The following is a 13,461-nucleotide window of genomic DNA, read 5'->3' on the forward strand; positions in this document are numbered from 1 at the left end:
GTGCTCATACCCTCTCGTACTCGACGTCCGCCTCGGAGGGCTTGATGTCGATCGTGGTTCGCAGCGGCTTGTTCGGTAGGAAGACCACCGCGATCACGGTGACCACCGCGACGGCGGCCGCGATCAAGAAGATCCGTCCTGTCGCGTCGCCATAGGCCACGCGGATCACGTCCTGCACGGGGGCGGGCAGCGCCGTCAGGTTCAGATTGCCGCCGCCCCCCGGCGTGTGCGTGTCGATCCCCAGCTTCGCGAAACCCTCCGCGGTGAGGTCGGTGACGCGGGTCGCGAGCACCGAGCCGAGCACCGAGACACCGATGGCGCCGCCGAAGGTCCGGAAGAAGGCGACCACCGAACTGGCCGCACCGATGTCGTGAACGCTGACCGTGTTCTGCACAGCGAGCACGACGTTCTGCATCAGCATGCCGGTGCCGAGTCCGAGCAGCGCGATCATCAGGCCGATCAGCCACATCTGCGTCTCGTGGTCGATCGTGCTCAGGAGTAGGAACCCGACGAGCTGCAGGATGGAGCCCGTCACGACGAAGGCCTTCCACTTGCCGAACTTGGTGATCAGAAGGCCGGAGCCGACGGTGCCGACGAGCATGCCGAAGACCATCGGGATGGTCAGCAGGCCGGCCTCGGTCGGGGTGTGCCCCCGTGCGGTCTGGAAGTACTGGCCGAGGAACGTGGTGGCGCCGAAGAGCCCGACGCCGACTGCGACCGAGGAGATGATCGCGAGCGCGGTGGTGCGCTCGGTGACGATCTTGAGCGGGATGATCGGCGACTTCGCCTTGCTCTCGACGATGATTGTCGCGATCAGCAGCAGCAGTCCGACTCCGACGAGGACGGCGGATTCGGTCGAGACCCAGTCGTAGTAGGTGGCCTTGCCCGCGAAGGACACCCAGATCAGCAACACCGACACCCCGGCCGTCAGCAGCGTCGCTCCTAGCCAGTCGATGGACACGCCGTCCTTGCGGTCGGTCTCGATGTGCAGGGTCTTCTGCAGCAGGAAGAGGGCGATGACCGCGAGCGGGACGCTCACGAAGAAGCACCAGCGCCATCCGAGGCCGTCCGCGATGACGCCGCCGAGCACCGGTCCGCCCGCCATCGACACGGCCATGACCCCGCCCATGTATCCGGAGTAGCGGCCGCGATCGCGGGGCGGAATGATGCTGCCGATGATGGCGACGACCAGGGCCGTCAGCCCGCCCATCCCGATGCCCTGGATTACGCGGGCGCCCAACAGGACCGGTACGTCCGGCGCGAACCCGGCGATGACCGAGCCCACGACGAAGATCACGATCGAGGTCTGGACCAGGAGCTTCTTGTTGTAGAGGTCGGAGAGCTTCCCCCAGATCGGTGTCGACGCCGCGGTGGCGAGCAACGCGGTGGTGATCACCCAGGCGTACTGCGTCTGCGTGCCGTCGAGGTCACCGATGATGGTGGGCAGCGCGGTCGAGACGATCGTCGAGCTGATCATCGCGGTGAACAGCGCGGCGAGCAGTCCGGCGAGGACCCGGAGGATCTCCTTGTGCGTCATGAGCACCTCGACGCCGGCCGGCGCCGCCTGGCGCGGCTGGTATTCGGTTTCGGTCATGCGGATGGGCTCCCCTGGTTGTGAGAATCAGCGTCGGACACGGCTCTCCGTCCCGGCGGGGTCATGAAGGTGTCCTTGAGTCGGCGGAGGGAGGACAGCGCGGCAATGGCCTCGTCCTGACTCCAGTCGCCCAGCAGGTCGTGCAAGCGATCCGCCCGGAGTTTCCGGTTGGTGCGCAGCAACTCGGCCCCGGATTCCGTCAGCCGGACGAGCGAGGCCCGTCCGTCCTCCGGGTCCGCGTGCCGTTCCACGAGCCCGGCATCGACCAGCTCCGCGATCTGACGGCTGAGCGACGACTGACTGAGGCACAGGATCGCGGCGAGCTCGGTCTGCCTGCACTTGCCGACCGTGGCGAGCCCGCCCAGCACCCCGAGCAGCGCGGGCGGCAGACCCGTCCCGTCGCCGCTGCCCAGAAGATGACGCAACGCCCTGCCGAAGAGAAATACCTCCTCGACGAGGTCCTCCGCTGTCGCGGTTTGCACGGCCATGGCGTCCCCTGCACGTCTGATTAATGCTTGCGGTATGCAACTATATATTAGTTGCATTGGCCAAGCAAGTTAGATCAGGGCGCGGGACTCCCGAAGGCGTGTGGCAAGAAATGCTGGACCCGCTACCGCGTCAGCAGCGCGAGACACTCCACGTGATGGGTCATCGGGAACGCGTCGAACGCGCGCACCTGCTCGAGCCGGTAACCCTGCGCGAGATAGAGCCCCATGTCCCGACCGAAGGCCGCCGGATCGCAGCCGATGTGCACCACCCGAGCGGGTGACGCCTGCGCGAGCGCCTCGATGACCTCGCGGCCCGCACCGGAGCGCGGCGGATCGAGCACCACCGCGCCCACCGGCCCCGGCAACTCCCCCACCACCTTCTCCACCCGGGCCGCGCGCAACCGCACCTGGCCGAGGTCCGCCAGCGCGCGCCTGCCGTCCTCGACCGCGCCGCGGCCGGACTCCACCGAGACCACCTCGCCGCTCGGCCCCACCTGGCCGGCCAGCGCCGCGGCGAACACGCCGACCCCGCCGTACAGGTCCCAGGCGATCGAATCGGGGGCGGCATCCGCCCACTGCCCGACGACCGTCGAATAGGCCTGTGCGGCACCGCGATGCGACTGCCAGAAACCGGTCGCCGAGAGCTCCCACTCCCGCCCGCCGACCCGCTCCACCGCGCGGCCGCTGCCCTCCACCACGTGCTCGCGGCGCGGGCCCGCCTGCGCGGCGCGCCGTGCGGTGGCACCGCGCCGACCCGGGCTGCGGCGGCCGATGCTCGACACCTTCGCGGGCTCGATCTCCACCACGTGCCGGGTCCCGTCCCCGTCCACCGTCACCTGGATCTCGCCCCCGGGCCGCCAGTCCCGCTCGTCCAGACCCTGGTAGGTCCCCAGCACCGGCTGCGGGCACAGCAGTTCGGTGATCACCTTCGCGCTGCGGTAGCCGTGGAAACCGGCCCGGCCCTGGCCGTCGACCGCGAGCCGGAGCCTGGTTCGCCAGCCGGTGCCGTCCCCGGTGCCGGGCAGCTCCTCGACCTCGATCTCGCGCTCGACGCTTGCGAGCCTGCGGAGCTGCTCGGCGACCACCGACGCCTTCATCGCCCGCTGGGCGTCCAGGCCTGCGTGCGAGAAGTCGCAACAGCCCGCCCCGCCTGGCCCGGAGATCGGGCATGTCGCCGCCACCCGATCCGGTGAGGCCTCCACGATCTGCACGGCGTCCGCGCGGCAGAACGACCCGCCGCGGTCCTCGGTGATCTCGGCCAGGACGAGCTCGCCCGGCAACCCGTGCCGGACGAACACCACCCGGCCCTCGTGCCTGGCGACGCAGAAGCCGCCGTGGCCCGGATTCCCGAGCCGAACCTCGATGCTGCGGCCGAACCAGCTCTCGCTCACCGGCTGTTGTCCTCCGCGGCGTCGAATCCGCGTCTGGTCCCGCCGGGCACCGCCTGGACGCGTTCACGCTTGGCCCGCTCCGAGGAACTGAGCTGCCACGGCACGCTCGTGACCATCACCCCTGGCTGGAACAGCAGACGGCTCTTCAGGCGCAACGCGCTCTGGTTGTGCAGGATCTGCTCCCACCAGTGACCGACCACGTACTCGGGGATGAACACCGTGACCACCTCGCGGGGCGAATCGCGTCGCACCCGCTTGACGTAGTCGAGGACCGGCTTGGTGATCTCGCGGTACGGCGACTCGATCACCTTGAGCGGCACGGTGATATCGCTGTTCTGCCATTCCCGCACCAACGACCGGGTGTCCGCCTCGTCGACGTTGACCGTCACGGCCTCCAGGGTGTCCGGCCGGGTGGCACGGGCGTAGGCGATCGCGCGCATCGTCGGCATGTGCAGCTTCGACACCAGCACGATCGAGTGGGTCCGGCTCGGCAGCACGCCGTCCCACTCCTGCTCGTCCAGTTCCGCCGCGACGCTGTCGTAATGCCTGCGGATCGACTTCATGACGGCGAATATCGCGACCATCGCGACGATCGCGATCCAGGCGCCCGCCGCGAACTTGGTGATCAACACGATGATCAGGACGGTGGCGGTCATCGCGAGGCCGATCGAGTTGATGATCCGCGAGCGATGCATGCGGCGGCGCGCCGCCGGATCCGTCTCTGACTGCAGATGCCTGGTCCAGTGCTTGATCATGCCCGTCTGGCTGAGCACGAACGAGACGAACACCCCGACGATGTAGAGCTGGATCAGCTTGGTGACCTCGGCCTCGAAGACCACGACGAAGGCGATCGCGGCGCCGGACAGGAACAGGATGCCGTTGCTGAAGGCCAACCGGTCCCCTCGGGTGTGCAGCTGCCGAGGCAGGTAGCGATCCTGGGCGAGGATCGAGCCGAGCACCGGGAACCCGTTGAAGGCGGTGTTCGCCGCGAGCACCAGGATCAGCGCGGTGACGATCGCGATGAAATAGAAGCCGACCGGGAAGCCCGAGAAGACGGCCTCCGCGATCTGGGCGATCAGCGTCTTCTGCTGGTAGCCCTCGGGCGCGTCCACGAGCTGCTCGGCCGGATTGTGCGCGTACACGATCCCGATCTTCTGGGCCAGGGTGATGATGCCCATCAGGAGGACGATAGCGATCGCCCCCAGCAGGAACAGAGTGGTGGCGGCGTTGCGGGACTTGGGCTTCTGGAAAGCGGGCACCCCGTTGCTGATCGCCTCGACACCGGTCAGCGCCGCGCAGCCCGAGGAGAACGCGCGGGCGATCAGGAACGCGAACGCGATCCCGTAGAGCTGGGTGTTCTCCGCGTGCAACTCGAAGCCGGCCGACTCGGCCCTGACGTCGTCGCCGAGCACGTAGATGCGGAAGAGGCCCCACGCCAGCATGAGGACCATCCCGACGATGAACGCGTAGGTGGGGATGGCGAACGCGGTTCCGGACTCTCGGATGCCGCGCAGGTTGATCGCGGTGAGCAGCACGATCGCCGCGACCGCGAACAGCACCTTGTGGGTGGCGACAAAGGGCACCGCGGAGCCGATGTTCGATGCGGCCGAGGAGATCGAGACCGCCACCGTGAGCACGTAATCGACCATCAGCGCGCTGCCGACCGTCAGTCCGGCCGTCGGCCCGAGGTTCGTGGTGGCCACCTCGTAGTCGCCGCCGCCCGAGGGATACGCGTGCACGTTCTGGCGGTAGCTGGCCACCACGACCGCCATCACCGCGCAGACGGCCAGCCCGATCCACGGCGTGTACATGTACGCCGAGATGCCTGCCACGGACAGGACGAGGAAGATCTCCTCCGGCGCGTAGGCGACCGAGGACATCGCATCGGAGGCGAAGACCGGCAGCGCGATTCGCTTGGGCAGCAGTGTGTGCCCCAGCTTGTCGCTACGGAACGGTCTACCCACCAGCAGCCGCTTGGCAGCGGTCGAGAGCTTTGACACCGGGAAAGCGTAATCCGTCCGAACCGATCCAGTGCTATCCGCCACCAAGTAGCCGCGATCCGCCGCAGGCGGCCCGGCGAAGTCCGATCTGTGCGGACGCCGCCGCACCGGGGACGGTACCGTTCGAATCGATGGTCGCCGCCGCCGTGGCGACCGCAGCACAGCGTCGGAGAACCGACGAGCGGAGGCCAGCGGTGTATGTAGTCGTGATGGGGTGCGGCCGGGTCGGATCGGCCCTCGCGGCCGGACTGAACCGGATCGGCCACGAGGTCGCGATCATCGACCGGGACCCCGACGCCTTCCGGCGCCTCGACCCCGAATTCACCGGACACCGGGTCGTGGGCATGGGTTTCGACCGCGATGTGCTGCTCAAGGCGGGCATCGAACGGGCCGAGGCGTTCGCTGCGGTCTCGTCCGGCGACAACTCGAACATCATCTCCGCCCGGGTGGCGAGGGAGAACTTCGGCGTCAGCCGGGTCGTCGCGCGGATCTACGACGCCAAGCGCGCGGCGGTGTACGAACGGCTGGGCATCCCGACGGTGGCGACCGTGCCGTGGACCACCGACCGCTTCCTGCACCACCTCACCCGCGAGAGTCACACCACCAAGTGGCGCGATCCGTCCGGCACCGTCGCGGTCGCGGAGCTCGAACTGCACGAGGACTGGGTCGGTCACAACATCACCGAACTCGAGGAGCACACCAACTCCAGAGTCGCGTTCCTCATTCGTTTCGGCACCGGGGTGCTGCCCGACCGTCGCACGGTGATCCAGGCGGACGACCAGGTGTACGTCGCCGCGGTCTCCGGGACGGTCGCCGAGGCCGTTGCGCTGGCCGCCACCGCACCGCCCTCGGACAATTGATGAGCATCCCTGGGCGGTGGGATGGCGGCACGACGTCGCCCACCGCTGCACACGTCATGACCACTGACCCGAACGGATGGACCCGATGAGAGTCGCAATCGCAGGCGCAGGCGCGGTTGGTCGATCGATCGCCCGCGAGCTGATCCGAGGCGACCACCACGTGATGCTGATCGAGCGCAATCTCGAACACGTCGACACCGAGTCGATCCCCGAGGCGGTGTGGGTGCACGCCGATGCCTGTGAGCTGGCCCTGCTCGAGTCGTCCGCGCTCGAGTCCTACGACGTCGTCATCGCAGCGACCGGCGACGACAAGGTCAACATCGTGGTGAGCCTGCTGGCCAAGACGGAGTTTGCGGTCAAGCGGGTGGTCGCCCGGGTCAACGACCCGCGCAACGAGTGGCTCTTCGACGACTCCTGGGGCGTCGACGTGGCGGTTTCCACCCCTCGCATGCTCGCCTCGCTGGTCGAGGAGGCGGTCTCGGTCGGTGACCTGGTGCGATTGATGACCTTCCGGCAGGGGCAGGCGAACCTCGTGGAGATCACCCTGCCCGCGGACACCGAACTCGCGGGCAAGCCGGTCCGCAAGATCCAGCTTCCCCGGGACGCCGCGCTGGTCACCATCCTCCGCGGCGGCCGGGTGATCGTCCCCCAGCAGGATGACCCGATCGAGGGCGGTGACGAGCTGCTCTTCGTCGCCTCCGTCGAGGTCGAGGACGACCTGCGGAGGGCGGTCGGCGTCAAACGCTGACCGTGAGGTCAAATCTAGGAACGCTCGTCGCCTGAACCGTTCGGCTCGGCTCCGCGGTCCTGTGAGGCCTCTGTGTCTTCCTGTGCGTCTGCCTCTTCCTGCGCCTCCGCGGCCCGGTCGGCGCGTCGCACCAACCACACGGTTGTCACCAGCACCAGCGCGGTCAGCGGCCAACCCATCGCGACGCGTGAGACCGCGAGCCAGCCGGTGTGATCGGTGTCGTAGAGCTGCGACTGCACCAGGTAGCGGGACCCGAAGACGAGCGCCCACGCGGCGGTGGCGAGGTCGTACGCGCGGACCGCGGCCTTGCTGCTCCGCCACGAATTGCCGTGGCCGTTGAGGAAGCCCCAGAGCACACCGACCAGCGGCCACCGGAACAGGATCGAGAGCAGGAAGACACCCGCATAGGCGAGGCTCGTGTAGATCCCGAACAGGAAGTAGCCCTTGGCATCCCCGGTCCGGTAGGCGATGAAGGCGCACACACCCACGCCAAGGAAGCCCGAGATCGCGGGCTGGATGGCGCCGCGGGCGATCATTCGCCACACCAGGACCCCGGCCGCGACACCGAGCGCCGCCCAGATGGCCGCCGTCAGGCCCCAGAAGCTGTTGATCGGGACGAAGACCAGGATCGGCAGGGTCGAGTAGACCAGCCCGCTGACTCCGCCGAGCTGTTCGAGAATGGACTGCTGCTGCCTGTCGGTCACCCGACGAGACTGCCACATTTGCCCACGATGACTACGAATCGCCTCGTAGCTCGTAGTACGGGTTGTAGATGACCTTCTGGCCGTTGCGTTCGCCGACGCGTCCTCGCACCAGAAGCGTCTTGCCCGGTTCGATCCCGGCGATCCGGCGCCTGCCGATCCACACCAGGGTCACGGCCTCGGTTCCGTCGAAGAACTCGGCCTCCATGCTCGCGGTGGAGGCCTTGGGGCACGTCTCCACGCTGCGTAGCCGCCCGAGCATGGTGACCTCGTCACCGCGGCTACAGTCGCAGGCGCGCTGTGCGCCTGACGCCTGCGACGATTCCACCATTGCCTCGGCATCGAGCTGATCGAGGTCCTCGGTGAGCCGGCGGGTGAGCCGACGGAAATAGCCTGTGGCCGCGAGTGCCATAGCGCGCTCCTGGAGCAGGTGCGGTGCGACGATCGCCCCGCTTGTAGGTCTGTGTGATCGCCACTGTAGACCCATCCCGAACCGGTAACCACACCGCTGTGAGGAGTGTCGCTGTCGCCGGGCGAATCCCCGATCACGGCCCCGACGGCACCCGTCTGGCGACCGCCGACACCCTCGGTGCGACCATCGACTGATGCACGAGATGACATGGCCACCGGCTGCGGTGGTGCTGCCAGGAACCGGGTCCGACGCACACTTCGCGGAGAAGGCGTTCTCCGGTGCGTTGACGCAGATCGGGGTGGAGGTCATCGCCGTCGAACCCGACCCGCGGCGGGTGGTCGACAGCTACCTCGAGGCGCTCGACGCGGCCGCGGACCGGCACGGCCGAATCCTCGTCGGCGGGGTGTCGATCGGCGCAGCTGTGGCCGCGCAATGGGCCGCGCGAAACGGCTCCCGCGCCGCCGGGGTGCTCTCCGCGCTGCCTGCCTGGATCGGCGATCCGGCGGACGCCCCCGCCGCACTGAGCGCCACCATGACGGCCCGCATGCTTCGAGCGGACGGACTCGACGCAGTGACCAGCGCGATGATCGAGACCAGCCCCGCCTGGCTCGGCGGCGAACTCGAGCGATCCTGGCGATCGCAGTGGCCACACCTGCCCAATGCCCTCGAGGAGGCCGCCGCCTACCACGGCCTCGTCGAGGAGCACCTCGCACGGATCACGGTGCCCGTGGGCATCTGCGCCGCCACCGACGACCCGGTGCACCCGATCGCGGTCGCCCGGCGCTGGGTGAATGCGCTGCCGTCGGCCGCGCTGACGACCGTCACCCTCGACGAGATCGGCGCCGACCCCGGAATCCTCGGCCGGTCCTGCCTGGCCGCCTTGCCTGCGTCCTGATCAGTTGCGGCCCTTGTGCATCTGCTGCATGGCGGACCCGGAGCCACCCGGACGCTCCTCCGGGGGCAAGGCGTGGTTCTGGGCCGCTGCTGCGGCTGCCTCGGCAGCGGCGGCGGCCTGAGCGACCGCAGCCTCCTGCACCTCGGCCGATTGCTGGGCCTGCGCGGCCTGCTGCTGGGCCTGCATCTGCTGTTCCTGGGCGGCGATCAGCTGTTCGGCCAGCATCTGCGGGAGCACCACCGGGAGCGGGGTCCGCACGGGGTACGGTTCCGCGCCACGGTTGACCACCGTGCCGGCGAGGATCTCCCTGGCGATCGCGGTCAGCGGGTCGCCAAGGCCGGCCGACCCGACCGGACCGGCCACCACACACCGGATCATCCAGCGCGGCCCGTCGACGCCGATGAAGCGGAGGTCGGCGTTCGGGGTGACCGCATGCAGTTCGCGGCCCCACGGACCGCTCTGCACGCTGATCTCCGCCTGGTCGGCGCGCAGCGACTCGGTCAGGTCGCCCGCGACCTCGCGCCACTGCCCCGGCGACTTCGGCGCGGCGTACGCCGCGATCGTGATCCGGCCGTGCTCGGTGACGAGGTGCACCGCCTGCGGGGTGCCGTCCGGCGCCATCTCCACCTGGATCTGACCACCCTCGGGGAGCGGGACCTGCACCGATCCGAGGTCGAGCCGCGACGCGGCTGCGCCCTCGGCTTCGTCGAGTTCGCCCAGGTCGTACGGCCCGCCCTCGTGCCCGTCCGTCATGTCGAACTCGTCACGCTCGGCCTGCTCGTCTCCGCGGACATCCTCGAACTGCTCGAGGTCCTCGTCGTCGACCTTCTTCTTGCGTCCGAAAATCATCGTGCACCTTCCTCCGCCAGCGCCGACACCGCGTGCAGGCTGGCATGACCACCGCTGGATCCGTATCCGCCCGCGCCGCGCGTCGTCTCGTCGAGCGAGTCGACCTCCACGAAGGACACCAGCTCCACGCGCTGCACCAGCAGCTGCGCGATCCGGTCTCCGCGACTGATCGCGATCGGCGTGCGCGGATCGTGATTGATCAGACACACCTTGATCTCGCCTCGGTAGCCCGCGTCCACCGTCCCCGGCGTGTTCACCACCGACAGGCCGGATTTGGCGGCCAGACCCGACCTCGGATGTATCAGTCCGACGGTGCCGACCGGCAGCGCAACGGCGATTCCGGTACCCACCAGGGTCCGCTCCCCCGGCTCGATGGTCACGTCGACCGTGGAACACAGATCGACGCCCGCGTCGCCCGCGTGGGCACGCTGCGGGATCGGCATGTCGGGATCAAGGCGCAGCAGCTCGATGGCTGGAAGATCGCTCACGCGCACCGAGACTACTCTGGATACGTGCCCGAGAACCCTCACCCTGCCTCGACAACCGACATGGGCGGCACCGCCGCCGCCGACACCGGCGGCACCGCCGCCGTCGGCAAGACCGACCACACCGCCCCGATCTACTCGGAGCGGCTGTGGGTACCGCTGTGGTGGTGGGCCGCGGGCCTGGCCGTCGCCGGTCTGCTCGCCGCGGAGGTGCACATGGGAAACCCCGGCCTGCTGGCCTGGTTGCCGTACGTGCTGCTGTTGCCGTTCCCGGTGTGGGTCCTGCTGTGGCTGAGCCGGCTGCGGATCGAGGTCGTCGCCGGCCCCGGCCAGTTGCGCGTCGGCCGGGCGAACCTGCCACTGGACGCGATCGCCCGGGTCGCCGTTGTGCCCGCCACCGCCAAATCCGCGGCGCTCGGCAGGCAGCTGGACCCGGCCGCGTACGTGCAGCACCGAACCTGGATCAAGACGATGGTCCTGATCGTTCTCGATGATCCAGAGGACCCCACACCGTACTGGCTGGTCAGCACCCGCAGGCCCGCCGAGCTGGCGGCCCTGCTCAAGCCCTAGGTGTAATTCCTGGGGCCACAGGCCCCTCCGACCCCGGACACCACTGTGCCCGGCCTGCGAACAGGCCGGGCACGACTTCTTTTCACCTGACCGTGGCGCCCCCGCGCCCCGGTCGGATCAGCTACCGGAAGCAGCTCGCTCAGGCTGCGCAATCCATGCAGATGAGCACGCCACCGGCGTCGCTGGCGAGCCTGCTCCGGTGATGCACCAGGAAGCAGCTCGAACACGTGAACTCATCGGCCTGCTTCGGAACGACCCGGACCGACAGTTCCTCGCCGGACAGATCCGCACCGGGCAGCTCGAACGACTCCGCGGTGTCGGACTCGTCGACGTCGACGACCGCGGACTGCGCCTCGTTGCGCCTGGCCTTCAACTCCTCGAGCGAATCCTCCGAAACCTCGTCGGATTCCGAACGCCTCGGTGCGTCGTAGTCGGTTGCCATCTCGTCTTCCCCTCGTCTTCTCTCGTCATCGATTCCCCCGGCCACACACCACAGCCGAATACACGAATCAACCCGTGTGGCTGCATAACGCTCGGGAACGCCGAATAGTGCCCGAAAGTTAGCGCAGGTAATATGATCTGCACCACATTTCACCCTTCCGTCCGGTCCTCGAAACGCCCGTCGTGTACGACTGCGGCCGCCAGACAATAGCCGAACTCCGGGGAAATGTCGCGGGCCATTCACCACGGGTCGGAAACTGTCGGAAAATCGACACAAACGACCGACAGACCGTGACATTTCCGCGACATTCCGAGCCGCGACCGCGTCGACAGGGATCCCGGTGTCGCCCTCTAGAGTGAGTGCGCACCGGCGCCACTGTGGCGCCGATCTGCTGGCGCAGCGGAGAGGTCGGGACGAATCGTGGTTTCACTGATCACACAGGGTCACTCCACCGACGATCAAGGCCGTCCGTTCCGGAAGCGACGGGTCATGCCCGTCGTCGTGTTGATCAGCATCCTCGCCCTGCTCGGCTCCGCGATGTGGGTTCGCATCCTCACCAAGGACGAGGAGGTCTCCGCCGCGGTGACGTGCAACCTCCCACAGGCGGCCGCGCAGCCCGCCGACCCGAACGCCCCGGCCCCGCAGCCGCTCGGCAAGAAGATGGATCCGAACACACTGCTGGACGTGGAACCCACCACGCTCGCCGCGACCAGGGTTCGCGTCTTCAACGCCAACGGCGAGCGGGGCCAGGCCGCGCAGGTGGCGGCGCAGCTCAGCGGGTACGGCTACGCCAGCGCCCCCGACGTCCAGGTCGGCAACGACCCCGTCTACGTCGACCAGAACATGCAGTGCCACGGACAGATCCGCTTCGGCGCCAACGGCCTCGCGGCGGCCAGCGCGCTGTGGCTGGTCGCGCCGTGCGCGGAGCTGATCGAGGACGCGCGTCAGGACGACACCGTCGATCTGGCCCTCGGCAGCTACTTCAACGACCTCGCGCCGAACACCGACGCCGAGGAGGTGCTGGCCGCGTTGAAGGAGCCGGCGCCCGGCGGCATGGCGGCCGCGCCGGTCGACATCAGCCTGCTCAAGGCCGCCCGCACCGCCCGCTGCTGACGGCTCAGTCCGGAATCGGGTCGAACACCCCGGCCTCCGCGAAGACCGCGTCCAATTCCGCCGCGATCCCCGGCGCCGCCGCGACCACCACCTCGCCCGCGGCGCTCATCGTGTGCGGCGCAGGCGTCCGCACCTGCGCGCCCGCCTCGCTCGCGATGAGCGATCCCGCCGCCCAGTCCCACGGGCTGAGCCCGTGCTCGAAATGCGCGTCGACACGCCCCGAGGCCACCATGCACAGGTCGAGGGCGGCTGAGCCGACCCTGCGGATGTCGCGGACCTGGGGCAGCACCCGCCCGATCAGCGCGCCCTGCGCCTGCCTGCGGGCCCGGCCGTAACCGAACCCGGTCGCGAGCAGCGCCACCGACACCTCCGACACCGGATTGCACCGCAACGTGTGCTCGGTGCCATCGGCCTCGAGCAGCGTCGCGCCGTGGCCGAGCGCAGCCGAGTACACGACGTCCGCGGGGACGTCCACCACGGCGCCTGCCACGGAGACACCGTCGATCTGCGCGGCGACCGACACCGCGAAGGCCGGGATGCCGTAGAGGAAGTTCACGGTGCCGTCGATGGGATCGAGCACCCAGCGGACGCCCTGGATCTGCTCGGCCTCTCCCCCGCCCTCCTCGCCGAGGATGGCGTCGTCCGGCCGCAGGCCCGCGAGCAGTCCGCGGATCAATTCCTCGGTCTCGGTGTCCACGACCGTGACCGGATCGGTCGGGTGACTCTTGGTGGCAACCGAACTGTCCTCGGCGAGAACCCCTGTCACAGCGAACACCTCCGGCCGACGGGCCCGCACGTGCCTGGCGGCGGCGACGGCCACCCGAACCGCCACTTCGCGCAGCGTGCGCGGGTCGTCGGGACCACCGACTGCATCGGATTCGGACGTTGTCGGGACAGCGGCATGGGACTGCAA

General features: G+C 68.9%; 15 protein-coding genes. 5 read left to right on the forward strand and 10 right to left on the reverse strand.

The window, feature by feature from the left end; all coding sequences use genetic code 11:
- Positions 1–4: 4 nt before the first annotated feature.
- From ACFXMV_RS07480 to ACFXMV_RS07495, 4 genes are all read right to left on the reverse strand, one after another.
- On the reverse strand, positions 5–1,594 hold the full coding sequence (locus ACFXMV_RS07480) for an MDR family MFS transporter (RefSeq protein ID WP_378501924.1): 1,590 nt from the start codon (positions 1,592–1,594) through the stop codon (positions 5–7).
- Entirely contained in the window at positions 1,591–2,082 is a 492-nt protein-coding gene (locus tag ACFXMV_RS07485) for a MarR family winged helix-turn-helix transcriptional regulator (protein WP_378501923.1), read from the reverse strand. The genes ACFXMV_RS07480 and ACFXMV_RS07485 overlap by 4 nt, the downstream gene beginning before the upstream one ends.
- A gap of 122 nt (positions 2,083–2,204) precedes the next feature.
- Positions 2,205–3,473 (reverse strand): class I SAM-dependent RNA methyltransferase, encoded by a 1,269-nt coding sequence (locus tag ACFXMV_RS07490; RefSeq protein WP_378502820.1) that lies wholly within the window; start codon positions 3,471–3,473, stop codon positions 2,205–2,207.
- A complete protein-coding gene (locus tag ACFXMV_RS07495) occupies positions 3,470–5,473 on the reverse strand; it encodes an APC family permease (RefSeq protein ID WP_378501887.1) in 2,004 nt (667 codons plus the stop codon). Before ACFXMV_RS07495 ends, ACFXMV_RS07490 begins: the two co-directional genes overlap by 4 nt.
- Before the next feature lie 194 nt (positions 5,474–5,667).
- Between ACFXMV_RS07495 and ACFXMV_RS07500 the strand changes: the two genes are divergently transcribed.
- Both ACFXMV_RS07500 and ACFXMV_RS07505 read left to right on the forward strand, forming a co-directional pair.
- A complete protein-coding gene (locus ACFXMV_RS07500) occupies positions 5,668–6,333 on the forward strand; it encodes a potassium channel family protein (RefSeq protein ID WP_378501888.1) in 666 nt (221 codons plus the stop codon).
- Positions 6,334–6,418: 85 nt separating this feature from the next.
- Positions 6,419–7,081 carry a potassium channel family protein gene (locus ACFXMV_RS07505; protein WP_378502821.1) on the forward strand — a complete coding sequence of 221 codons (663 nt, stop codon included), beginning with the start codon at positions 6,419–6,421 and terminating at the stop codon, positions 7,079–7,081.
- Between the two features lie 14 nt (positions 7,082–7,095).
- On the opposite strand, the gene ACFXMV_RS07510 is transcribed toward ACFXMV_RS07505, so the two are convergent.
- Positions 7,096–7,785, reverse strand: coding sequence for a DUF3159 domain-containing protein (locus ACFXMV_RS07510; protein WP_378502822.1), 690 nt, complete (start codon positions 7,783–7,785; stop codon positions 7,096–7,098).
- A 31-nt stretch (positions 7,786–7,816) separates the two neighbouring features.
- Complete coding sequence (locus tag ACFXMV_RS07515; RefSeq protein WP_378501797.1) at positions 7,817–8,194, reverse strand: OB-fold nucleic acid binding domain-containing protein; 378 nt, start codon at positions 8,192–8,194, stop codon at positions 7,817–7,819.
- A gap of 193 nt (positions 8,195–8,387) precedes the next feature.
- Between ACFXMV_RS07515 and ACFXMV_RS07520 the strand changes: the two genes are divergently transcribed.
- Positions 8,388–9,089: a serine aminopeptidase domain-containing protein gene (locus ACFXMV_RS07520; protein WP_378501798.1), complete on the forward strand. Its 702-nt coding sequence runs from the start codon at positions 8,388–8,390 to the stop codon at positions 9,087–9,089.
- Here the strand turns inward: ACFXMV_RS07520 and ACFXMV_RS07525 are convergent, their stop codons facing one another.
- A complete protein-coding gene (locus tag ACFXMV_RS07525) occupies positions 9,090–9,935 on the reverse strand; it encodes a DUF3710 domain-containing protein (RefSeq protein WP_378501801.1) in 846 nt (281 codons plus the stop codon).
- A complete protein-coding gene (gene dut, locus ACFXMV_RS07530) occupies positions 9,935–10,426 on the reverse strand; it encodes a dUTP diphosphatase (protein ID WP_378501799.1) in 492 nt (163 codons plus the stop codon). The genes ACFXMV_RS07525 and dut overlap by 1 nt, the downstream gene beginning before the upstream one ends.
- A 24-nt stretch (positions 10,427–10,450) precedes the next feature.
- On the opposite strand from dut, the gene ACFXMV_RS07535 reads away from it, so the two are divergent.
- Positions 10,451–10,993: a DUF3093 domain-containing protein gene (locus ACFXMV_RS07535; protein ID WP_378501800.1), complete on the forward strand. Its 543-nt coding sequence runs from the start codon at positions 10,451–10,453 to the stop codon at positions 10,991–10,993.
- Between the two features lie 139 nt (positions 10,994–11,132).
- Here the strand turns inward: ACFXMV_RS07535 and ACFXMV_RS07540 are convergent, their stop codons facing one another.
- Positions 11,133–11,435: a DUF4193 domain-containing protein gene (locus ACFXMV_RS07540; RefSeq protein WP_027499550.1), complete on the reverse strand. Its 303-nt coding sequence runs from the start codon at positions 11,433–11,435 to the stop codon at positions 11,133–11,135.
- Between the two features lie 420 nt (positions 11,436–11,855).
- Here ACFXMV_RS07540 and cei point away from each other — a divergent pair, with 420 nt between their 5' ends.
- A complete protein-coding gene (gene cei / locus ACFXMV_RS07545; protein ID WP_378500786.1) occupies positions 11,856–12,548 on the forward strand; it encodes an envelope integrity protein Cei in 693 nt (230 codons plus the stop codon).
- A 4-nt stretch (positions 12,549–12,552) separates the two neighbouring features.
- Here cei and ACFXMV_RS07550 read toward each other — a convergent pair whose 3' ends face one another.
- Positions 12,553–13,389, reverse strand: coding sequence for an inositol monophosphatase family protein (locus tag ACFXMV_RS07550; protein ID WP_378500788.1), 837 nt, complete (start codon positions 13,387–13,389; stop codon positions 12,553–12,555).
- Between the last annotated feature and the right edge of the window lie 72 nt (positions 13,390–13,461).

Source organism: Rhodococcus sp. NPDC059179 (assembly GCF_042754885.1).
In the GTDB taxonomy this organism is placed as follows: domain Bacteria; phylum Actinomycetota; class Actinomycetes; order Mycobacteriales; family Mycobacteriaceae; genus Rhodococcus_G.